Source organism: Kamptonema formosum PCC 6407, from assembly GCF_000332155.1.
In the GTDB taxonomy this organism is placed as follows: domain Bacteria; phylum Cyanobacteriota; class Cyanobacteriia; order Cyanobacteriales; family Microcoleaceae; genus Kamptonema; species Kamptonema formosum.
The window spans coordinates 1,187,202-1,208,694 of sequence record NZ_KB235903.1; the positions used below are offsets into that span (position 1 = coordinate 1,187,202).

A 21,493-nucleotide genomic window follows, 5' to 3' on the forward strand; every position below is an offset into this window, starting at 1 on the left:
TAAAACTTGTAAACACTGTACTAGGTAAATGAAACTACAAGCTTTTCTCAACACAAATATCAAGTATGATGCGGCAGCGATCGCTAGAGATGACGAACTCAGCCGTCAAATTCAAAGCCGTCTGATTGACTTAGGTTTACTCAAACCCCCAGTAGATGGACTCTTTGGCCCTCTCTCTACCGCCGCCCTCCATCGCTTTCAAACCCTGATGAAATGCGGCGAACCAGGGTACTTAGGGACAATCACAGCCAAAAAACTGATCGAAACTAAAGTCGGTGAAATTCCCCTACCCCCACCCGTCCTCAAAATCGTTTTAGACACAGTTCTTAAAGCCAGACCCCTCGCATCTTCTCAACTTGCTGAGTCGGAAAAACAATCAATACCAGCAGGAAAAGAGTTTGAAATTCTTGCTTTTGCCCCAATTCGCGGTCACGTAAGAGTTGCTTTCCGCAATGAATCTTTTAAGGGTTCCCCTATTTGGTATATCTTCGAGAAACACGCTCAGATTACTCAAGAAGGCACCATACTGTATCCCAAACCAAATCCCCTAACTGTTAGGCTTAATGTTGGCTACAAATCTCAGTTAGACAACTGGTACAATCCTACTGGTTCTTGCAATGTGACTTCTATCGCCATGTGTTTGGAGTTTTTAGGAGCACAACGCAGAACTAAGTCGGGTCAATTTGAGGATGAGCTCTATCAATATGCACTTAATCAAGGTTACAGTCGCTGGAGCCCCTACGATTTAGCTAAGATTGTCAAGGATTATGGCTATCAGGATTACTTCACCGAAAATGCAATTATTGAGGATGTTCAAGATTGGTTAGCAAGTGGAAATCCTGCTGTTATACACGGATATTTTACGTCTTTTGGTCATATTATGCCTGTAGTTGGTTATGACCCCGATGGATTCTTTGTTCACGATCCCTATGGAGAGTGGTTCAGTGGTGGGTATCGCACCGATCTTAGTGGTGAATATCTACACTATTCCTATCGATTGATTCGCAATGTCTGTATCCCTGATGGTAATTTCTGGGTACATTTTATCTCGAAGTAATGCGATCGCTAGGGGCTATATATAGGGTGGGGAGTCCCCACCCTATATGGTTAACTATTCCCTAATAATTGGAGACTGAACATCAGTTGTCGGCGGTAAAATTTCAGGCAATTCTTGAGGCGATGTTCTCTCTAAATTTCCCTCCCACCGATCCAATACATCTTTCACCAGGATCTCGCGCAGCAAGATTCGCACCATAATTACCAAAGGGAGAGCGAGAAATAAACCCAAAAAACCAAAGAAAGAAGCAAAGAAAATCTGAGCTAACAGCGTCACCGCAGGTAACAAAGAAACTTGCTGTCCCATAACTATCGGAACTAATAAAAACTGTTCTAATTGCTGAATCAAAAAGTAAGCAATTACAACTGCAACAGCTTTCCAGGGAGAATCGAGGAGAGCGATCGCCGCCGGCGCAACCGTACTCAAGATCGGCCCAACATTAGGTACAGCCTCTAGAAATCCTGCCAGCAGAGCATTTGCCAGAACTAACTTGACCCCCAAAATCCACAAGATAATCCCGCTAACTGACCCAATCACTAACATATTAAATAGCGTACCCACAATCCAAGCGACCAAATCAGTTTCACACAGAGAGAAAATCTCATCAGCGCGGCGGCGATAGAAAGAGGGAAATAGCCGTAAAAAGCCCTGGCGGTAAGCTTGAGGATTGAGTAAAAACATGATAGTAATTACAACCACAAATAGCGAACCGCCTGTGAGGTTTAGAAAACCCGAAAACAGTCTAAAAAAGTTGTTAGCCAGTCCACTGATCAGGGGTTGAACTTGGTTGCCTAACTCTCCAACGCTGGGAAGATATTGACGAGCTTCAGTTGGTAGCCATACAAACAATTGGTTAATCCATATTTCCAATAGTGTCAACCCTTTAGGTACTAATTGGGTCAATTCCCGAAACTGACTTAGGAAAGGAGGTACGACAAGCGCCCCAAATAGCCCTATGAGCGCTATCAATAATACTGCTGATATCAGTGAAGCAAAACCCCTTTGAATTCCTACTCGCTCCAATAATCGGACGAGCCTGTTTAGGGCGATCGCAAACACAACTGCCACAAACAGTAGTAGCAATAGTTGCCGAATTTCCCAAAGAACAGAGAGAGAAAGTATCAGAGCGACTAAGCCCAGCCACTGTCCAAAGTTCATCTATCTCACTCCCCCATTCCCCTTTATAAAGCCACTCTAGAATACATTATAAGGGACTAGGGGCTAGGGACTAGGGACTAGGGAAAGAGGGGGAGCAATTACCAATTACCTAATCCGTAGAGTTAACGTGGTCTATGCGTTCTAGTAACCAAAGAATTTGGTTTCCTTCGCGGCGTGCTCTAGATACCACCCAGTTACGCCAAACCCATTTGTCACCTCGACTGGTAACAGCACTAGCATTAACATCCATGAGGTCAGCTAGTTCAGAACTTGTGATTAAGTAGCCTTTAGTGGCAACTTCATCAGCAATGTGCAAGGTTTCTATCAGGTTGCGGAGTTGCTCAACCCTCACCTCGCGCGGCAAGTTGTCTAGGGAATCGGCAGTGGAGTCGATCATAGCAGAATCGGAGATGAGAAGGTCAGAGGCTATGAGATTGGATTCTATCGTTTTGTTAGCAGTTGTGTCCGTTGCCTGTGAAACAATTGTATTGAGAACTGGAGATTGGGAGCGAGGTTGGGTAGTAGTTAATTCTCCTTGAGTGCCTTGCTCGAATTGTTGCAGAGAGGGGTTTTGACGGTGGGAGAAGGCGCGAGCGATCTCGTCGCAGCGGTCATTATAACGATCGCCTGAGTGACCTCGAACGTGCTGCCACTGTATATGTTTACAATTTAGTTCGTCAAGTAACTCCCAGAGGTCTTGGTTGATCACAGGAGCACCGGTTGAGGTTTTCCAGCCCTTTCTTTTCCACCCTTGAATCCATTTTGTAATGCCATTTTTGAGATATTCGCTATCTGTGTAAAGGGTAGCAGGTTCAGCTTGACCCGATTTGGCGAACCATTCCAAAGCTGCGATCGCTGCTTGCATTTCCATGCGATTATTAGTCGCTTTGGCATCAGCACCACCGAGTTCTTGAATATCACCATTGGCGAAACAGATGACTACGCCCCACCCACCAGGGCCGGGGTTGCCAGAACAAGCACCATCAGTGTATATGCTTTTAACTTTAGGAAGAGTCATAGCGATCGTGATTTAAAGGCTATCCCATCATAAAATCGATCGACCAGGCGATCGCACTTCGCTATTAGTCATTGATGTTTATAGGGTGGAATAGCATGAGCGCAAACCTACCAGATTTTAACGGCTTGTCTCGACAGGAGGTAAGAAAAATTCTTGATGCCAATGGCTTTCAACCTAGCAATCTACAGCCTTCCCAGGGAGGATGGCAGAAGTTCAAGCATCCTGACGGTTCGCAAGTTGATATCAACTGGCAAACAGGAAGAATTGTTAGAACAGAAGCTCCCATATACGGTACAGATGGTTTTAGAATAAATAAGGGACAGCGGTTAGCCTCTGACGGTAGTAGAATCGATCGCGCTCTTCCTCACGATCGGCATCCACCAGAATATTTCGATATAAACTCATGAACAAACCTTTCTTGACAGAACTTCCTCTCACCTATGCTGATTCAGTTAGTTTTGAAAACAGTGGCAGTATCTTCTCAATCAAAATTTTCAATCGAGAACATAAGTTAGTAATTCTGTTAAAAAATATTCTCCTTTTCAACTTTTCAAAAGACTCTTTGAAGTCTGATAAAGATAATGATTATGTAGATATTATCGAGATTACTCATGAATATAGAAAGCTGACTCAGGATGACTTGAGAAAATATTCATTTTATCCTGAAAATATTGACGAGTTACCTTTGCTACATACTGTCACTCTTTATGGCAACACTATAATTGAAGTTATTTGTGAAGAGGTTGAAGTACAATCGCACTCGCTAATGCGTGAAAAAGAATCTGAGTTAACAGTTAACTATTAGCTCAAATAATCAAAATATCAGAGGCACTCAAGGGAGGCGCAGCAGCTAAAGTAGCTATCAGCACTTGTGGTACTGGGCCAATGCCATCGGCATCGAAGAACAAATTCGCAGAACCGCTATCATAAATAAACCTTTGAATCAAGTCAGATGCAGCAACAGCTAAGACAAACTGACTTGCAGCAAGCGTACCCGCCGTTAAACCACCGCCGAAATCCGTAGCAGAGATGAGAATGCGATCGCTACCAGGCGTGAAGTCATTTAGAAAGTCGATCCCATCACCTGGAGAGTTTAACTGAAAGTAATCATCACCGATACCCCCAGCGAGGAGATCGCTACCGCTATCACCAATAAGAGTGTCATTGTCAGTGCCGCCACTGAGGGTGTCATCACCACTACCCCCGCTGAGGCAGTCGTTACCATCCGCACCAATTAGGAAGTCATTCTCAGCATCACCAAACAGAAAGTCGTCTCCTGGATCTCCCTGAATCAAGTCATTACCAGCATCGCCATTAATGGTGTCGTTGCCGAAGTCACCAATCAGAGTATCGTTACCATTACCGCCTGCGATCGCATCATTACCATCCGCAACTAAGCCTGCACCTGCACCCCCAGAGAGACAGTCATCACCCTCTCCACCAACTACAATATCGTTGCCTAAGTCGCCAATCATAGTATCATTTCCCAATCCACCCACTAGACTATCATCGCCATCACCGCCTTGCACTCTGTCGTTTTCACTGCCACCATCAAGAGTGTCATTACCAGAAGAACCTACTATGGTGTCATTGTCTTCAAACCCACTAACCTGAAACCCTTCGATATTGACTGTTACTGGGACATTTGTACTCGTTAAAGTGCCATCGCTAACTGCATACTCGAAACTAACTGTACTGACTCCAATTTGGGAGGTAAATAATACACTTGTGTCGCCAAAGTTATAATTAGCCGTGCCATTAATGGGATTGCTAACGGTTGTCACCGTAATCCCAGTAGGGCTATCATTTTGTAGTAAATCAACTATGGGAATATTCAGAACGCTAGTATAATTGCCAGCTTGATCGGTAAAAATTATATCTTGACCATTAGTACCTGAAACCGCAGCAAATCTGTTGAGAGTGTCCGCCACAGCGATCGGCGGTGTAGGTGTAGGATTAGGCGTAGGCGTAGGTGTAGGAGTAGGAGTAGGCGTAGGCGTAGGTGTAGGATTAGGTGTAGGGGTAGGAGTAGGTGAAGAAAGGACTAAAACATCCTTCAATACTACCAAAAACTCTTGTGTTACAGAATCCTGAATGATGGCATTTTTAGCATTCTCACCAGTTCCTTGAAAGATATTGAGCTTACTTGTAGCAGTCTCAAAAGTTGTTAAATCAATAATGCTTCTGCCTTGACTCAATATTTGACCGCCGTTAGCTAGGCGAATTACATCTTCGCCATTGCCAAAGTCAGTAATAACTGGTGCATTTACTAAATTTAGACTGCCGCTTGCGGGCCCAAAAGAAAAAGTATCAGCACCCTCACCCCCTGTGCTAGTATCTCCCCCGCTGTCGCTTTCAATCAAGTCATTTCCCTGATTGCCAAATAGCAAGTCGCGGCCTTCTCCTCCCCGCAGTGTGTCTTCGCCTTTACCCCCAAAAATGACATCCCGACCATCAGTGCCATCTAAGCTATCATTGTCTAAGTTTCCAAAGAGATAGTCGTTACCTGAGCCACCACTGCCAGTGTCGCTGCCTTTGCCACCATACAGCAGATCGTCTCCCTCTGCACCGTTAAGCAGGTCACTACCGGCTCTGCCGTAGATGACATCTCGCTGTGAGGTTCCAGTTAAATTATCATCATCAAGTGTGCCGTTAATGACTGTCATAACTGAGGTTTTCCCTATAGTTGGTTTGAGCTTCTATCTTAAGAGGAACTGAGCATCGTCAGTAATTTAAAATAGGACTTGCGTAGTAATAACGAGCAATCAAGGTTTAAGATTACTTTGGGGTTGCTTTGTTCCTTAGATTAGTTCCTCCGTCCCAACTGCGCTACGCTTGACTGCGCTAAACTTGATTGTGCTCTGCTTGGCTGTCGTAATTACAGAAAATCTTGCTTATGCTTAAGTCCTCTTAAAAATTCTGTCATCCTACTATCTTAGGGAACTTTAGATGGTTCTATCTGTCTTGCCAACTTAGGCTTTAGCACTCTTTCTTATACCAATCCTCCAAAGTTATGCAACAGTAGAGGCTGGAGGCAGGAGGTCGCTCTTCTGAAGTTAACTCAACAATGCAGATTGTCTCAATAATTTTGACAGTTGGTATTAATATGTATGCTGACTTACCTACAGTTGATATATTTGTGCTAATTGCCAATTACCAATTAGCAAGTAAAATTTGTGAATTGCCTAAAATCACTGAAATCAGGAGTTAATTGGTAATTAGCAAGTGAACTAGGTAAAATCAGTAAAATCCCGATCTAGCAGTTTTCAATTGGATGAAAGACTACTTTTAATTACCAATTAACAATTTGTTAAGTGTTAACTGTGAGCAATTACCAATAAACGATTAGCCTGCGAGCGTGCAACTAAAAACCTCTACAATTCATGCTATAATTGGTATTTAGGTATATTTTATGATGAAAAATAGAAAATCAAATATTAAAAAATGTGGGTTATTGATTTTTCCTTTCTATTTTTTAATATTTGATTCTTTGGCAACAGCGCAGCCCATTAAACCCGCTGTAGATGGTACGGGAACTTTTGTCACTCCTGAAGGCAACCGCTACGATATTGGCGGCGGTACTCTGTCAAAGGACGGAGCGAATCTTTTCCACAGTTTTCAACAGTTTGGTTTGAGTGAAGGTCAAATTGCTAATTTTTTATCTAATCCAGCGATTAGAAATATCTTGGCTCGTGTTGTGGGTGGGGATGCTTCAATAATTAATGGTTTAATTGCTGTCAGTGGTGGGAATTCTAATCTTTTTTTAATCAATCCGGCAGGTGTTATTTTTGGTGCTAATGCGAGTCTAAATGTGCCCGGTAGCTTCACTGTTACGACTGCTAATGGTATCGGGTTTGGGAGTAATTGGTTGAATGCTGTTGGTGTTAATGATTATGCTGCATTAGTGGGAACGCCTAGTGGTTTTAATTTCAGTGGAGTGCGATCGGGAAGTATAGTTAATGCTGGTCAGTTAGCCGTTTTGCCAGGACAAAATTTAACTTTGCTCGGTGGTACGGTGGTGAATACTGGCAGTCTAACCGCACTAGGGGGTCAAATTACTGTTGCTGCTGTCCCTGGTGAGAATGTGGTTCGCATCAGTCAACAGGGTCTATTGCTGAGTTTAGAGGTGGCGACTTCGCAAGGGGAAGGATCTGCAATACCTGTGGCTAATGTACCTCTTTCTTTACCGCAGTTATTAACGGGTGCTGGCAGTAGTCAGGCGACTGGACTCGCTGTTAATAGTGTTGGGGAAGTGGTTTTGATTGGTTCGGATTTGAAGGTAGAAACCGGGGATACGGTAATTGCACCGAATTCTGCAATACTTGCGGCGGGCTACGCTAACTCACTTCAAGGTCAATCTGCTATACTCTATGGTGCAAATAATCTCACTTTATTGGGAAGTCAATTATATACGAGTGGCAACCTGACTTTGCAAGCACGAAATGGAGTAATCGTTCGCGATCGCCCAGCTAATCCCTTTGTTGCTAGAGTGGGAGGGAGTCTTTACATTCAGGGCGATCGCAGCATTGATATCCTAGCCCTCAATCCGATTCCAGGTATTGCGCCGGGGCCCCAATTCCAAAGCGGGGGCGACTTAAGCTTGGTTAGTGGTGGTAATATTTCCGGCGATTCTCACTTTGCTGCTGGTGGTAGTTTCTCGATTCGGAATTTGTCGGGTGGGCCGGGTAACTTTGTAAGCAGATATGACCCCATATTCAGTTCTGAGGGAGATGTCGTCTTTGGGGACTATACAGGCGTTTCGCTGAAAGTGGAGGCGAAAGGGAGCATTATTGCAGGCAATATTGAGATTACAGGGCCCGATGTTACGGTTTCTGGTTCCGATCCAGATATTGCGATCTTGACCAGTGGCCCGGCGTTGATTTTGCGATCGGGAGTAGTGAGTCTGGCAAATGCTCCTAATCTTCCTCCCGATGCTGCGATTGGAGATACAAATTTTACCTCTTTTCCATCTTCATCCAGCTCAATTACGGTAGGGACGATCTCAGCAGATGGACAGGTGATTTTGTCAGCGGGGGGTGATATTGTCACTAGCGAGATTAACGGTGGGGAAGTGGCGATCGCAACGGGTGGCTCGATTACCACTGCTGGTCTGCTACAGTCAAATGGTGCGATCGCTCTGGAAGCAGCGGGGAATATTTTTACTAATGAGATTTCCAGTGTTGGTAACAACGGCGATGTAAGTCTGACGAGTAGCGGCGGAAATATTGAAGCGGGTGCGATCGATGTGAGTGCTGGCAGTGCGATCGCCATGACTGCCTCTGGAAACTTGGCGGTGGACTCGTTAGTGGGCAATGCAGTTGATGTCGTAGCTAATATAGGTACTGTTAGTATTGGCAGGATAGATGCTAATGGCAATGTGAGCATTTCTGCGGGCGAAAAGCTCTCACTTGGTAGCGTAAACGCTAGCGGAGGCGGCAACAATGTGAGCCTAAGTGCGGGAAATGATATCAGCGTTGAATTCATTAATGCACCTGGGGGTAGCATTGATATCAGAACTCCAGGTTTTTTCCGGGCTTTTGGTACTTTTACAGACAACAATGTTACAGAGGCAAGTATTTCGACTGTTGGCGGTGATGGCGGTGGGCCGATAGTAATTCGGCATGGTGGCGGCGATACTGACCAAGTAACGCCATTTATAGTGGGAGATGCGACAGTGAATGGTACTGCGGGTGCGATCGCTAGCAGTCGTAATAATATCATTCAGCCCCGCCAATCTTTCAGCAACTCTTATACTCAGGGTAATATTCAAATCATTACTACTAACCCAGTAACTCCCACTCCTACGCCAATTCCGACACCGATTCCGACACCGATTCCCACGCCGATTCCGACACCGATTCCGACACCGATTCCCACACCAATTCCCACACCAATTCCCACGCCGATTCCCACGCCGATTCCTACGCCAATTCCGACACCGATTCCCACGCCTACACCAATTTTCACTCCCACTCCGATACCAATTCTCACCCCCACTCCGATATCGCCAACTCCAATACCGCTAACTCCAATATCACCAACTCCAATCCGACCAAATCCTCCTTCAATCCCGATCGCAAACCCATTGCTTCCACTGCAACAAAGTCAAGACCAACGTAACATTTCCCTCGACCTACAAAGACCATCAACTATTTTACAACCAAATTTAATTGAGTTAGGAAATAATCTCCGCAACCTGACTAGCGAAAACGCCAGAGAAGCAGTTTTTAACTCAACATTACGTGCAAACATCGCTCAAAGTTTCAATTCAGGTAATATCATTCAGGCATTAGGACAGATAGAAAAGTCATTCACTCAGGAGTTTGGAGAATACCTGGAACTTAACTTAAATCCGGGGTTTTCTTCTCTCAGCGATATCCAGAAAAGTTTGAAAATAATTGAACAGCGAACTGGCACAAAACCGAGTTTGATTTATGTTTTCTCGCGCCCAGAACAACTAGAATTAGTGCTAGTAACATCATCGGGGTCTATAGTTCACAAGAGTGTCTCGGAAGCTAAGCAGGATGACTTATTCGATGTGGTGACAGAGTTCAGAAATGATATTACTAATCCCCGTTTCCGAAATACCACAATTTACCGTGCCTCTGCACAGTTACTTTACAAGTGGATAGTTGCACCTTTAGAGCAAACTCTGCAAGAGCGCGGCATTGATACGATCGCATTTACTATGGACAAAGGTCTGCGAGGTATCCCCATTGCTGCTTTGCATGATGGGCAAAACTTTTTGATGGAAAAGTACAATCTCAGCCTCATTCCCAGCATTAATTTAACGGATACTCGCTACGTAGATGTCAAAAATTCCCCTGTTTTGGCAATGGGAGCCTCACAATTTATTAATTTAAATCCTTTACCAGCAGTGCCGCTCGAGATCGCTACGATTATGTCAGAATGGCCAGGAGTGGGTTTTCTCAATGAGGGTTTTACTCTCGAAAATTTTAGGCGACAACGGGAGACTCAGCCTTTTGGTATTATTCACCTGGCCACTCACGGGGAGTTTCAACCAGGAACACCCAGCAATTCTTTTATTCAACTGTGGGATAGTCGGCTACAGCTCGATCAACTACAGCAGCTAAGATTGAATGACCCGGCTGTGGAATTATTGGTTTTAAGTGCTTGTAAAACTGCGGTGGGGGATGGTGATGCTGAGTTGGGTTTTGGGGGTTTGGCAGTGCAGGCGGGTGTAAAGACGGCGTTGGCGAGTCTCTGGTATGTCAGTGATGAGGGTACTTTGGCATTGATGACTGAGTTTTATGGGCAGTTAAAGCTAGCACCAATCAAGGCGGCTGCTTTGCGTCAGGCGCAAATGGCGATGCTACGGGGAGAGGTGCGTTTGCAGGGAGGTAAATTACGGGGATCGAAGGGGACGAGTGTTGATTTGCCCGCGCCTCTCCTCAAACTTGGAGATCGGAATTTATCGCATCCTTTCTATTGGTCGGCGTTTGTGATGATTGGCAGCCCTTGGTAAAACTTTATGTAGGAGGGAGAACTAGGGGCTAGGGGCTAGGGACTAGGGGAAGAAGGGAAGAAGGGAATAGAATCAATGGTTTGGTGGAATTCAGAACGTCCTAACGGCCTTGGCAGTTGCTATAAAATTTAGTTATCTAGAAGGGTACGAGGAAAGTGTTGGTGGTTGCTATAGGTTTTGCGATCGCCAACTTTAAAACATAAGATATAGCAATCTTCTTGGCAGTTAGGAAAGGAGCGATCGCTGGAAACCTTGATTCTATTCCCTTCTTCCCTTCTTCCCCTAGCCCCTAACCCCTAGCCCCTTTTTCCCCTAGTCCCTAGCTATAGTATCAACTTGCCTGCGGACAAGGGGAAATACCACTACCCACGCAGGAGTTGTTTAATAGTTCCTACTAATTCCTGTGGGTGAAAAGGCTTAGCGATATAAGCGTCCGCTCCTTGCTTCATGCCCCAGTAGCGATCGAATTCTTCACTTTTACTCGAACACATTACCACAGGTAAATTTTGGGTTTTGGGGTCGCTCTTGAGCCGCCGGCAAACTTCATAGCCATTCATCCGGGGCATAACAATGTCCAGAACGACTAGATCGGGGCAATTCGCTTTGATTTGCTCTAGAGCTTCTACGCCGTCACTGGCGACAGTAACATTCAATCCTCTGCCTTTGAGCAAGTCGGCGATCATCTCCCGCAGGGTAACGCTGTCGTCAACAACCATAACTGTACTCATATATTCCTACCTAGTTTCTGGGTTGAAACTTTAACAAGCAAGGGTAGCGTACCCCAATTTAAATTGTGATTGGTTATATATAGTTTACCCACGTCTCATCATTTCCTTATCATTGCTCTTAATAATTCCGAGAAATCTCGGTTGACACACCTGGGGCTTTTTGCTACTTTATCACTCTATCGTAAAAATAGCATTGTTCCACAAAAAAATGCTCTTAAGGGTAGAGCTTAGAAAACGGCAAGTCTGAGTTTACTCTCAGCGTCCTGGGCGGCGCTATCTCAGGGGAGCATCCCGATTTTGCCTGAAGAGGGAATTTGACCTTTTCCCCGTACCTTTCCCCTCTAAGGCAGGAGACCTGTTTAATTCTACCCAAAAAATTATTTGACCTCTTCCCCAACCCCTCGATCGCGGGGTTCAGAATTTTTGAGCGGTGTTGTTATTTTGAGTACCTAATGTCTCCAGTTGATTGCTGTAAAGGCTTTCAAAATTCACTTGGCGGTGCATTGAGGTTTGGTCTGAGTTTTTAATGCCATTAACGACGGTTCCTAAGACAGAAGCACCGGAAATTTTTAATCCCTCTAGTGCTTTGGTGACGAGAGAGCGATCGGTGCGATCGAGCGCTACTACTAAGATTGTACCGTCGGTGTGAGCAGCGAGGATATGTCCGTCTGCTAGACCAACAAGGGGTGGAGTGTCGTAGATCACTAAGTCGAAAAATGCTTGAAATTGCTCCATGAGATAGAGCATTTTTTTCGATGATAGGAGTTTGATCGGGTCAGGTGGGGTGTAGCCTGCTGTGAGTATGAAGAGGTTGTCTTCGTCTGGCGATCGCTGGATCGCGTCGTTGAGGCTGAGGTCTGTGGCGATCGCATCGCTGAGTCCCCGGACATTGGGTAGGCCTAAGCGCAGATGGAGTTGAGGTAAGCGCAAGTCAGCATCTACGAGTAACACCCGTAGGCCGACGGCCGCTGCTGTCCTTGCCAGATAAAAAGCAATGGTTGACTTGCCATCTCCTGTCACTGCTGAACCGATTACTAAGGAACGCATAGATCTCCCTGGGGTTAGCAAGCGGATGTTTGTGTACAGGGAACGAAAGGCTTCTAAAAAGGAATAATCTAAATCCCCGTGTAACTTACTACCACCCAACTGTAGTTGTGGGCTTTTGCCTAGAGTTCCATCATTAACATTCTTAACTGATGCTCGCTGCTTAGATTTCTTGGTGATTCTCCTAAGTTTTTTCGTCTGGGGAACTAACCCTAACACTGGTAGTTTCGTTCCCCATTTCACTTCTTCTGGGGTATGGAAAACTGTATTGAGCACTTCTATTACAAAGCCTACTGCTACGCCAAATAGGATGCTCAATACTAATGCGATCGCTAAGTTTTTACCTTTATTGGTAACAGTCACCGATAAAGGTTTGCCGAATTCAGTTGTCAGGATCGTGGGTTCATTGATGATCGTCCACGGCGTGTCTTGCTGCCCTACACCTAGTTTGAGGGTTTCTCGTTTAGATAAGAATACCTTCAAGCTCTCTGTCGCTACCCCCAATTCTCGCTCCAAATCTCCATACTGGCGGAGGACGGATGGTAATTCCCTGATATTTGCATTTAGACTATCTTCACTTGCTGTTAAGCTACGTTCTCGAGCTTCTAGCTGCTGGATTTGGCCGGCTACTGTGTCGAGTGTCAATTGAGCTTCTTTCTGTAACAAGCCGCGTACATTTTGCTGCTTTTCTCGCAAAGACTGCATCGGCGGACTGTCTTCCCGAAATTGAGTTGCACTAATTGCCAATTGAGTTTCTAGTGTCTGAAGCTGGCTGATTAAGGTTTCGTAACCTTTCGGGTTAATTGTTACTACCCCGGCCATATTGCCCTGTTCTACCTGCGCTTTCAGGTTACTGTATAGCTTTCTGGTTTCAGCAAGCTGGGCTTGGAGAGTGACTTGGTTAGAGCCAATAGCGTTTCCTTGATCGGCGAAGCTTCTGCTAGTTAATTCTGGTAAACTCAGGTTAGCCTGCTGGCGCAGGGATTGCAGTTGTCGCTGTAGTTGATCGACTCGCATCCGCAGTGCTGGGAGCTGGCTATCAATGTACTCCATGCCCTTTGTAGTCTGTTTTAGACGCTCTTGGCGACTGTACTCTAAATAGTATTTAGAAACTGTATCGAGGACAAACTTAATTTTATCCAGGTCTTTATCCTGGTAAGTAAATTCTATAATTTTCGTGCCCGCTTCTTTACCATCTTTAGCATAAGTAATCCGGCTAATTTTCAACTGATTATTGAGCTTTGTGTAGCTAACTTCTCGATAGTTAGCTTGTAGCTTTTTAACCAGCGGTTCCAGCAGTTTAGGGCTCTTTAGCACTCGCAATAGAGTCTGATAGTCTACCATACTGCTGTCTTCGACAGAGGAACCAACTTTGTTAACTTCATCAGCGCTGAAGTTGGCACTCTGAGACTGGATCAGCAATTGAGACAATCGACCTTCTGCCGTGATTGGCTCTACTAAAACCTGGAAACTGCCTTGATAGAGTCTGGTAATTTGCTTGGTTTTCCACAATACCAACGAGCCAGAAATTCCGCTGAGTATGACCGCGATCGTTACCATGATCCCCATCCTTCTCCGCATTACAGCAAAGAGCCAACCTAAATCTAAAGGCTCTTGATCGCTAGTATCGTTATTCCCTGGAGAGAGGTTGGGCCCTGGTTGAGGCATAGCGCCGTTGCGCTTCGATGTTGTTGGCTGGAAATGATATTCTGTATCCATATTTTTTGATTGCTTCCTTAGCTAATAAAGTGTTATTTAGGCAATCTAATAAGTCCCAAGCTGTTGAGCAATGATAGGAGTGCATTACCAGTGCTTGGTACTGCTAGAAGGGCAGCAGTGGGATTTAAAATCAGGTTAACAGTGTCTACTACTCCGGCTGTGGCGGAGCGTCTGACTACAATGATATCTTGATTTCGGACGAGGGGGTTAGTCTGCTCGTTGATTCCTTGAGTAAAATCAAGTTGTATAATGCGCCGGGAAACAGTGCCATCGAAATTGAGGCGGAGTAGTTCTACGGAACTTTTTTTAGCTCTACTACTGTTGAATCCTCCTGCTGCCATCAGTGCTTGGTTGAGGCTGGTGTTGGTGGGTACCTCTACCAATCCTGGTCTAACTATTTCTCCGACAACGTTGATTTGAATTTTTGCTGGAGAAAAGCTAGCGTCTGCGATCGCAGATATTTCTGCGGGGTTAATTTCCGCAGCAGTAGGAATTATAATCGTATCTCCGTCTTGCAAAATCGTGTCTTGATTGACATCGCCGCTCTCTAAAAGTTGCCAGAGGTTAACACTAAAAATTTGTTCGGAACCGGCACTGGTGGGGCGACGCACCTGCACCTGGCGAATATCCGCTTGAGGCTTGAGGCCTCCAGCTAGCTGAATTGCCCGCGTTACTGTTGGCAGTCCTTGGACGCTTTGGGCGGATAAGGTATCTCCTCCGACTACGACATATCTCCCTGGGCGAGTTACCTCTCCTACCACTGCTACTGTACGAGCTTGACTAGGAGGAGGAGCAAAGGTAGAAATGGCGATTTGACGGGCTTCTGCTAGATTGACTGCTGGTGCTGTAGGTATGAAAATCGCATCTCCATCCCGCAAGGTGATGTCCGCAGATACGGTGCCAGTCTGTAAGTATTGCCATAGGTCAAAGGTTATGACTTGCGCTTGACCAACTCCCCCCGCTCGTCGCCGCACTTCTACTCGCCGAATGTCGGCAATTTGGGTCACGCCCTGAGCTCGTTCAATCGCCTGTACTAAAGTGGGAAATTGGACGGAAGGAACATTACCCGCTCCTGAACTTAAGGGAATACTATAGGAGCCTGGGCGGTTGACTTCTCCTGAAATCCAGACGTTGAGGGGTCGCGTCGCTTGCAAGCTAACTGTAATCTGGGGGCGTTTGAGAACCGGGGCGTAGGCATTAGAAATGGCAGTTGTTGCTTCCTCAAGGGTTAGCCCCTGGATGGAAATACTGCCAATTAGGGGTAACTGGATCACGCCACCTGCCGGAATTTGGTAGTTGCCGCTGAGTTGGGGCAAGTCGAAAATATCGACGCGAATGTTGTCTCCGCCTCCTAAAGTGTAAGTTCCCGTTGCGTTCGAGGAGTTGGCTCCCGAAGGAGGGGGAGCGGCATTCTGTGCAATTTGCTCTTGGGCGACCGTTGGCTGTGGGGAAGCGACACCTGCGATCGCTAACAGGCTCAGACCGGTCAAGAGGGGGACGATTTGTCTGGGCAAACTTGCGTTCGCAATATACAACGTAATTTGCTTCATGATTTTAATCTAACCTAGTGGGCGAAAAACTGCCAAACTGTGGGTTCTCACTAGAAGGCAAAAGGTACCGGGCCTTAGTCAGAAGGAAATATACTTAAGTCATCTGCTCGCTAGATCTGGCAGTTTTGAGAAAGCTTGACTATATTTAAAGACAGACCTGCTCCTAGTTTATTTTTGCTAGACAGTAAATAAAAAGAAATATTTAAGGTCGGTACTACAAATGAAAGAAATTCTCCGCGATCCTCTATTTTTATTAATTATTATAGCGATCGCTCTCATTGTACTGATATTAATTTATCAAGCAGTAGCCAAGAACAAAAAAATCGGGTTAAATCTGGAAAAAATCATTGCTGGCATATTTTTATTTGCGATTTCAGGAGCGTCAGGTGCAGGAGTGATGCCTTTTACTAAGTTGCACCCGCTCGTGATGGCAACGGATCGGACTACACCTCCCACCATCATCGGACAGATCGGAATCTATGCTGCTTTTCTATTCGTATTATTTCCTCGACTGCGCTCTACTCTGAAAGATTATTTAAAAGCGTTCTTAATGACGATGAGTAGCGATCCGTCGTTAGCAATACTTTTATTTATGATCTTATTTTCACTTTTGTGGTCAGATACGAGTGATGTCAGCTTCAAAAATAGTTTAGTGATTTTAGAAGTAACAGTTATCGCTATTTACATAGGAAAGCAATATAGTTGGCAAGAGCTATATCCTTGGTGGCGTGTGGTCAACTTATGTGTTCTGTTGTGGAGCCTGTTGAAAACCAATGCGGATGAGGCTGGATGCTGGAATGGAATACTGGGTCACAAGAACCAGTTTTCATTTTTTATGGCTCAAACAGCGGTTTTATGGTTTTTATTTGCCTTTTATTCACCGAAAAATCGGCGTTTGGCGATTGTTTTTGGTTTGTTGGCTTCCTTGGCAGTCCAAAAAGGGTGTAGCGGAGCAAGCAGAATCTTGGTTATTATCTTATTAGGCCTTTGGTTTTATCTCAGTGTCATCAAAAAATTGCCGGTGCAGTGGGCTGTGATTTCAGTCATACTTTTCCTAATCATCAGCATTTGTCTGGCAATTGTGGTGATTAATAATCTGGAGGCGATCGTTGTTGATGGTCTTAAAAAAGATATGACATTGACGGGGCGAACGGAATTTTGGCCGCAAATCGTAGATAAAATTAACGAGCGTCCCCTTCTGGGGTTTGGAGTTGCTGGTTTTTGGCAACCTTGGCGGGGTTTGGAAAATCCAGCCCACAGTATTATCATCGTTAAAAGCCAATTTGTCCCCCCTCATTCTCACAATGGCTTTTTAGATTTAGCCTGTGATTTAGGTTGGGGAGGATTGATATTATTTATGTTTTCATTTTTAAACAATCTTATCAAAGGAGTCGTATATTTAACTCGCACGCAACTTCCCGAAGCAGGCTTGCCTCTTTTCATCTTGACCTATACACTAATGACAAACCTTACGGAAACAGGTCTTTTTGGGACAACCAGCATTTGGTTTTGGTACATTGTCATGTCAGTCCGCCTGAGTCGAGATATTTCAGTAAAGACTTAAACGAAAAGAGAATTTTTTGAAAAATCACCTGCTTTGTAACGAATTGAAAACTTATGATATTAGACAAGCTCTTTGCGTTTATAGATCAGCTCAGCCCAGGACTACGTAAGGTGATTGCCAACACAACTTGGCTGTTTGCTGACAAGATATTGCAGCTAGGTCTGGGTTTGCTAGTAGGGTTGTGGGTTGCTCGTTACCTACAACCGGAGAGATTTGGTTTGCTCAATTATGCGATGGCGACAGCAGGGCTGTTTGCTCCCATTGCCAGCCTTGGGTTGGGTTCGATCGTGATTCGCGATCTATCTCGGAATTCGTCTAATAAGGAAGAAATTCTAGGTACAGTTTTTGTCCTCAAAAACATTGGTGGCTTGATAGCTTTGTCATTAACCATCGTCACAGTAATTTTTCTAAATCCTACCGAACCCTATACTCAATTGTTAGTAGGAATAACAGCATTAGTAACTCTGTTTCAGCCTTTTGAAACCATCGACTTTTGGTTCCAATCGCAAGTGCAATCAAAATATACCGTTTTGTCTACGAATGCGGCTTATTTGATTATGAGTGTTGTTAAAGTTATCCTCATTAATCTCCGAGCTTCATTGCTCGCATTTTCTTGGATATTTAGTGCTGAATATGCTTTAAGGGCTGTGGGCTTTGTGATTGTTTATGAAGCAAATGGGAATCAGATATTAAGATGGCAATTTAACCGCAAGCTTGCTCTGGAATTGCTCAAGCAAAGCTGGCCGATGATTTTATCCGACTTCATGATCTTTATTTATATGCAGATCGATCAGATCATGATGAAACAACTTAGTAGCGCGGAAGAATTAGGACTGTATGCAGCAGCCGTCAAAGTTTCTGGACTCTGGTATTTTGTGCCTATGGCTATAGTTGGCTCTGTTTTCCCATCGGTTGTTAAAGCTAAAGACATTAGTGAAACTCTTTATACAGAGCGCCTGCAAAAACTTTTATATTTAATGTCTTTAATATCTTATGCAGTTGCAATTCCTGTAATGCTGCTTGCACAGCCGATAGTGATTCTTTTATATGGAAAAAACTATCTTGGTGCTGCCCCCTCTTTAGCGGTTCTGATTTGGGCTGGGCTGTTTGTCTGCTTAGGAATCGCCAGAAGTACATGGCTAATTACAGAAGGATTCTTAAATCTTTCAGCCGCGACAACCGCTGTGGGCGCAGTTGTTAATATTATATTAAACTTTATTTTAATTCCCCGCTATGGTGGTTTGGGAGCAGGGATTGCTACTCTGATTGCACAGATGTCAGCTTCTTATTTAGCCCACGCACTTTACCCGAAAACTAGAAAGATGTTTTGGATGCAAACGAAGGCAATTTTTCTAGTAGATATTATCAAGAAAATAGGTCAATTATCTGCGAGGAGATAAACGGATTTTTGTCAATACATTAAAAGTTAGGAAGTTAGGAAGTTAGGAAGTTACGAAATGAAGAATAATCAGCTAGATATCAAGGTGTAATTTTGCATCGCTCTCATTTGGGCGGTCAAGTCACCGCCAAGATGGTTGTGTTACGGATACTTTTGTGCAAGTCCTGAATGAGTTTTATGAACTTCACAAAATGCAACATAAAGATATTGTAAATTTAATCTACGCTAGCACGTCTAAGCCAATTTGCAGACTATAATTAGAATAATCTTTACTCTCAACCGAGAGCAAGTGATGCCAATCAGTAGGAGTAGATACTTAAAAGGTAAAATAAATATGACTCAAAAGCAGGCTTCCTGAGTATTTTTGCTTTTGCCTTCTGTCTGCTACTGATGACCGAAACAAGTGCGGTAGATTCCGAGAACAATCCATTCTGCGGACACAGAAAGCGCCAACTACAAAGCCTAAAATTGGTCTGAGTCAGTCTTGCCGATACTAAACTATAAGTAGAGTCCAAGTAATGTCCAATTACCAAATTCAAACACCAGTTGCTTTTATTATCTTCAAACGTCCAGATACAACGGCCAAAGTATTTGAAGTAATTCGTCAGATCAAACCTCCTAAATTGTTAGTTGTGGCTGATGGCCCCCGTGCAGATAGACCAGGAGAAGATAAAGAATGCGCTGCGGTTAGGGCTATTATCGATCGAGTAGATTGGGACTGTGAAGTATTGAAAAATTATGCAGATACTAATTTAGGTTGTCGGCAGCGTGTTGCTAGCGGCATAGATTGGATATTTGATACAGTTGAAGAGGCAATTATTATCGAAGATGATTGTCTGCCCGATCCTACATTTTTCCGCTTTGCTGAAGAATTGCTGGAACGCTATCGATACGATCAAAGAGTGATGTCCATTTCTGGTCAAAATGTTCAATTTGGGCGACAGCGAACAGACTATAGCTATTACTTTTCTTGCTATACTCACTGCTGGAGTTGGGCGAGTTGGAGACGAGCTTGGAAACACTACGATTTAGATATGAAGTTGTGGCCAGAAATTCGCGATGGCAATTTTTTAACAGATATTCTCAAAGATCCCCGCGCGGTGAGAGTGTGGACAAATGCTTTCCAACTCTGTTACGAAGGAAAACTAAATACCTGGGATTTTCAATGGGCATTTGCTAGTTTCATTCAAAATGGATTGAACATTATTTCTCAAACCAATTTAGTGTCTAACATTGGTCATGGGGCGGGTGGTACTCATACACCAGATGTTGACAGTCCTTATAATAATATGCCTACAGAACCTCTAGAATTTCCTCTGAAGCATCCTCCCTTTTTGATTCGGGATACCCAAGCAGATAATTTCACCCAAAATACTTTATACGATTACGATCCACCGATGATTAGAAAAGTGCAATACAAACTGAATCAACTCTTAAAAATCAAGGCAATTGCAGTTAATGGCAAGCGTTTATGAAAGTATTACTTCTCAGTTATTCTGATAGAGAAGGGGGTGCAGCCCGTGCAACTTATCGGCTGCATCAAGGTTTAGAACATCTAGGGCTAAGTTCCCAAATCCTTGTACAAAATAAAAGCAGCGACGATCCCAATGTCATTGCGATTAAAGGGAAGCTAGCTCATAAATTTGAAGAAATCAGTTCGACACTCTATAACTTACCTTTGCGGCTGTATTCACACCGCAATTCGGCAATATTTTCTACCCAGTGGCTGCCCGATTCTCTACCTGCGAAAGTGGGTGAAATAGCACCGGATATTATTAATTTACACTGGACTTGTAATGGATTTCTGCAAATAGAAAGTCTGCCTAAGTTTAATAAGCCCATAGTTTGGACGCTCCATGATATGTGGAGTTTTACAGGCGGGTGTCACTATACGGAAGATTGCGATCGCTATACTCAATCTTGCGGTAGTTGCCCGCAACTGCATAGCAGCAAAGACTTCGATCTATCCCGCTGGGTATGGCAACGAAAAGCGAAAGCTTGGAAAAATTTAAGCCTTTGTCTAGTTAGTCCCAGCCAGTGGTTAGCAAAATGCGCCAGTGAAAGCTCCCTTTTCAAAGGGTATAGAATAGAAGTTATCCCCAATGGGCTTGACACTCAAACTTTCAAGCCTATTAACCGCCTACAGGCACGAACCATCTTAAATTTACCTCAAGACAAACAACTAATATTATTTGGAGCTATGCAGGGAACAGGCGATCGCTGGAAGGGATTTTCCTTACTTCAGTCAGCAATTAAAGAGTTAAGTCAATCTCACAACCCAGAAGAATTGGAACTCATAGTTTTCGGTGCATCAAAACCTACCGAACAGTCCGAGCTCGGTTTTAAGGTACGCTATCTAGGCAAATTGTACGACGATAGTACCTTAGCCCTTGCCTATTCAGCGGCTGATGTGATGGTAGTGCCTTCAGTGTATGAAGCATTTGGTCAAACCGCCTCAGAATCACTCGCCTGCGGCACTCCCGTCGTTGCCTTTAATGCCACAGGCTTAAAAGATATCGTCGATCATCAACAAAATGGTTACTTAGCCCAACCTTACAAAAGCGAAGATTTAGCCCAAGGTATTACGTGGGTATTAGAAAACCCAGAAAGACATCAAAAACTTGGCGCTAACGGCCGTCAAAAAGCTGAGCGAGAATTTAGCGAAGAATTACAAGCAAGTCGATATCTATCTATTTTTAAAGAATTATTACCATCTAATTCGATCTCAGATTTGAGTGGGAATATAATCTCTCTTTTGTGAAGCTAATCT

The 21,493-nt window shown here is 44.2% G+C and carries 15 protein-coding genes; 9 read left to right on the plus strand and 6 right to left on the minus strand.

The window, feature by feature from the left end; genetic code table 11:
• The first annotated feature begins 28 nt into the window (after positions 1 to 28).
• A complete protein-coding gene (locus tag OSCIL6407_RS0110065) occupies positions 29 to 1,057 on the plus strand; it encodes a C39 family peptidase (protein WP_007353882.1) in 1,029 nt (342 codons plus the stop codon).
• Positions 1,058 to 1,111: 54 nt separating this feature from the next.
• Here the strand turns inward: OSCIL6407_RS0110065 and OSCIL6407_RS0110070 are convergent, their stop codons facing one another.
• Together OSCIL6407_RS0110070 and rnhA are read right to left on the minus strand one after the other, a co-directional pair.
• The gene (locus tag OSCIL6407_RS0110070; RefSeq protein WP_007353883.1) at positions 1,112 to 2,215 is read right to left on the minus strand and encodes an AI-2E family transporter; all 1,104 of its coding nucleotides are present in this window, start codon (positions 2,213 to 2,215) and stop codon (positions 1,112 to 1,114) included.
• Between the two features lie 109 nt (positions 2,216 to 2,324).
• Positions 2,325 to 3,233, minus strand: coding sequence for a ribonuclease HI (rnhA, locus tag OSCIL6407_RS0110075; protein ID WP_007353885.1), 909 nt, complete (start codon positions 3,231 to 3,233; stop codon positions 2,325 to 2,327).
• A 95-nt stretch (positions 3,234 to 3,328) separates the two neighbouring features.
• On the opposite strand from rnhA, the gene OSCIL6407_RS0110080 reads away from it, so the two are divergent.
• Positions 3,329 to 3,640: a hypothetical protein gene (locus OSCIL6407_RS0110080; protein WP_007353886.1), complete on the plus strand. Its 312-nt coding sequence runs from the start codon at positions 3,329 to 3,331 to the stop codon at positions 3,638 to 3,640.
• Positions 3,637 to 4,038, plus strand: a complete 402-nt coding sequence (locus tag OSCIL6407_RS0110085; protein ID WP_007353887.1) for a hypothetical protein — start codon at positions 3,637 to 3,639, stop codon at positions 4,036 to 4,038. Before OSCIL6407_RS0110080 ends, OSCIL6407_RS0110085 begins: the two co-directional genes overlap by 4 nt.
• 1 nt (position 4,039) lies before the next feature.
• Here OSCIL6407_RS0110085 and OSCIL6407_RS0110090 read toward each other — a convergent pair whose 3' ends face one another.
• Complete coding sequence (locus OSCIL6407_RS0110090) at positions 4,040 to 5,899, minus strand: calcium-binding protein (protein ID WP_007353888.1); 1,860 nt, start codon at positions 5,897 to 5,899, stop codon at positions 4,040 to 4,042.
• Between the two features lie 401 nt (positions 5,900 to 6,300).
• On the opposite strand from OSCIL6407_RS0110090, the gene OSCIL6407_RS36200 reads away from it, so the two are divergent.
• Together OSCIL6407_RS36200 and OSCIL6407_RS0110100 are read left to right on the plus strand one after the other, a co-directional pair.
• Positions 6,301 to 6,444 (plus strand): hypothetical protein, encoded by a 144-nt coding sequence (locus OSCIL6407_RS36200; RefSeq protein ID WP_007353889.1) that lies wholly within the window; start codon positions 6,301 to 6,303, stop codon positions 6,442 to 6,444.
• Between the two features lie 204 nt (positions 6,445 to 6,648).
• Positions 6,649 to 10,719, plus strand: a complete 4,071-nt coding sequence (locus tag OSCIL6407_RS0110100) for a CHAT domain-containing protein (RefSeq protein WP_019487183.1) — start codon at positions 6,649 to 6,651, stop codon at positions 10,717 to 10,719.
• Between the two features lie 362 nt (positions 10,720 to 11,081).
• Here OSCIL6407_RS0110100 and OSCIL6407_RS0110105 read toward each other — a convergent pair whose 3' ends face one another.
• From OSCIL6407_RS0110105 to OSCIL6407_RS0110115, 3 genes are all read right to left on the minus strand, one after another.
• Positions 11,082 to 11,447 carry a response regulator transcription factor gene (locus OSCIL6407_RS0110105; RefSeq protein WP_007353891.1) on the minus strand — a complete coding sequence of 122 codons (366 nt, stop codon included), beginning with the start codon at positions 11,445 to 11,447 and terminating at the stop codon, positions 11,082 to 11,084.
• Between the two features lie 414 nt (positions 11,448 to 11,861).
• Positions 11,862 to 14,210: a GumC family protein gene (locus OSCIL6407_RS0110110; protein WP_007353892.1), complete on the minus strand. Its 2,349-nt coding sequence runs from the start codon at positions 14,208 to 14,210 to the stop codon at positions 11,862 to 11,864.
• Between the two features lie 32 nt (positions 14,211 to 14,242).
• Positions 14,243 to 15,760 (minus strand): SLBB domain-containing protein, encoded by a 1,518-nt coding sequence (locus tag OSCIL6407_RS0110115; protein WP_007353893.1) that lies wholly within the window; start codon positions 15,758 to 15,760, stop codon positions 14,243 to 14,245.
• Positions 15,761 to 15,980: 220 nt separating this feature from the next.
• Here OSCIL6407_RS0110115 and OSCIL6407_RS0110120 point away from each other — a divergent pair, with 220 nt between their 5' ends.
• The 4 genes from OSCIL6407_RS0110120 to OSCIL6407_RS0110135 all read left to right on the plus strand — a co-directional run bounded on the left by OSCIL6407_RS0110120 (position 15,981) and on the right by OSCIL6407_RS0110135 (position 21,484).
• Positions 15,981 to 17,324, plus strand: coding sequence for an O-antigen ligase family protein (locus OSCIL6407_RS0110120; RefSeq protein WP_007353894.1), 1,344 nt, complete (start codon positions 15,981 to 15,983; stop codon positions 17,322 to 17,324).
• 53 nt (positions 17,325 to 17,377) lie between these two features.
• Complete coding sequence (locus OSCIL6407_RS0110125) at positions 17,378 to 18,724, plus strand: flippase (protein ID WP_007353895.1); 1,347 nt, start codon at positions 17,378 to 17,380, stop codon at positions 18,722 to 18,724.
• A gap of 517 nt (positions 18,725 to 19,241) precedes the next feature.
• Positions 19,242 to 20,198, plus strand: a complete 957-nt coding sequence (locus tag OSCIL6407_RS0110130; RefSeq protein ID WP_007353896.1) for a hypothetical protein — start codon at positions 19,242 to 19,244, stop codon at positions 20,196 to 20,198.
• Positions 20,195 to 21,484, plus strand: a complete 1,290-nt coding sequence (locus OSCIL6407_RS0110135) for a glycosyltransferase family 4 protein (protein ID WP_007353897.1) — start codon at positions 20,195 to 20,197, stop codon at positions 21,482 to 21,484. Before OSCIL6407_RS0110130 ends, OSCIL6407_RS0110135 begins: the two co-directional genes overlap by 4 nt.
• Positions 21,485 to 21,493 lie beyond the last annotated feature (9 nt).

Bases quoted from the DNA above. Each gene is read 5' to 3' on its own strand.
- OSCIL6407_RS0110135 (WP_007353897.1), top strand. From the start codon at position 20,195: ATGAAAGTATTACTTCTCAGTTATTCTGATAGAGAAGGGGGTGCAGCC.
- OSCIL6407_RS0110125 (WP_007353895.1), top strand. From the start codon at position 17,378: ATGATATTAGACAAGCTCTTTGCGTTTATAGATCAGCTCAGCCCAGGA.
- OSCIL6407_RS36200 (WP_007353889.1), top strand. From the start codon at position 6,301: ATGCAGATTGTCTCAATAATTTTGACAGTTGGTATTAATATGTATGCT.
- OSCIL6407_RS0110090 (WP_007353888.1), bottom strand. From the start codon at position 5,899: ATGACAGTCATTAACGGCACACTTGATGATGATAATTTAACTGGAACC.
- OSCIL6407_RS0110115 (WP_007353893.1), bottom strand. From the start codon at position 15,760: ATGAAGCAAATTACGTTGTATATTGCGAACGCAAGTTTGCCCAGACAA.
- OSCIL6407_RS0110065 (WP_007353882.1), top strand. From the start codon at position 29: ATGAAACTACAAGCTTTTCTCAACACAAATATCAAGTATGATGCGGCA.
- OSCIL6407_RS0110105 (WP_007353891.1), bottom strand. From the start codon at position 11,447: ATGAGTACAGTTATGGTTGTTGACGACAGCGTTACCCTGCGGGAGATG.
- OSCIL6407_RS0110120 (WP_007353894.1), top strand. From the start codon at position 15,981: ATGAAAGAAATTCTCCGCGATCCTCTATTTTTATTAATTATTATAGCG.
- OSCIL6407_RS0110085 (WP_007353887.1), top strand. From the start codon at position 3,637: ATGAACAAACCTTTCTTGACAGAACTTCCTCTCACCTATGCTGATTCA.
- OSCIL6407_RS0110100 (WP_019487183.1), top strand. From the start codon at position 6,649: ATGAAAAATAGAAAATCAAATATTAAAAAATGTGGGTTATTGATTTTT.
- OSCIL6407_RS0110080 (WP_007353886.1), top strand. From the start codon at position 3,329: ATGAGCGCAAACCTACCAGATTTTAACGGCTTGTCTCGACAGGAGGTA.
- OSCIL6407_RS0110070 (WP_007353883.1), bottom strand. From the start codon at position 2,215: ATGAACTTTGGACAGTGGCTGGGCTTAGTCGCTCTGATACTTTCTCTC.
- OSCIL6407_RS0110110 (WP_007353892.1), bottom strand. From the start codon at position 14,210: ATGGATACAGAATATCATTTCCAGCCAACAACATCGAAGCGCAACGGC.
- rnhA (WP_007353885.1), bottom strand. From the start codon at position 3,233: ATGACTCTTCCTAAAGTTAAAAGCATATACACTGATGGTGCTTGTTCT.
- OSCIL6407_RS0110130 (WP_007353896.1), top strand. From the start codon at position 19,242: ATGTCCAATTACCAAATTCAAACACCAGTTGCTTTTATTATCTTCAAA.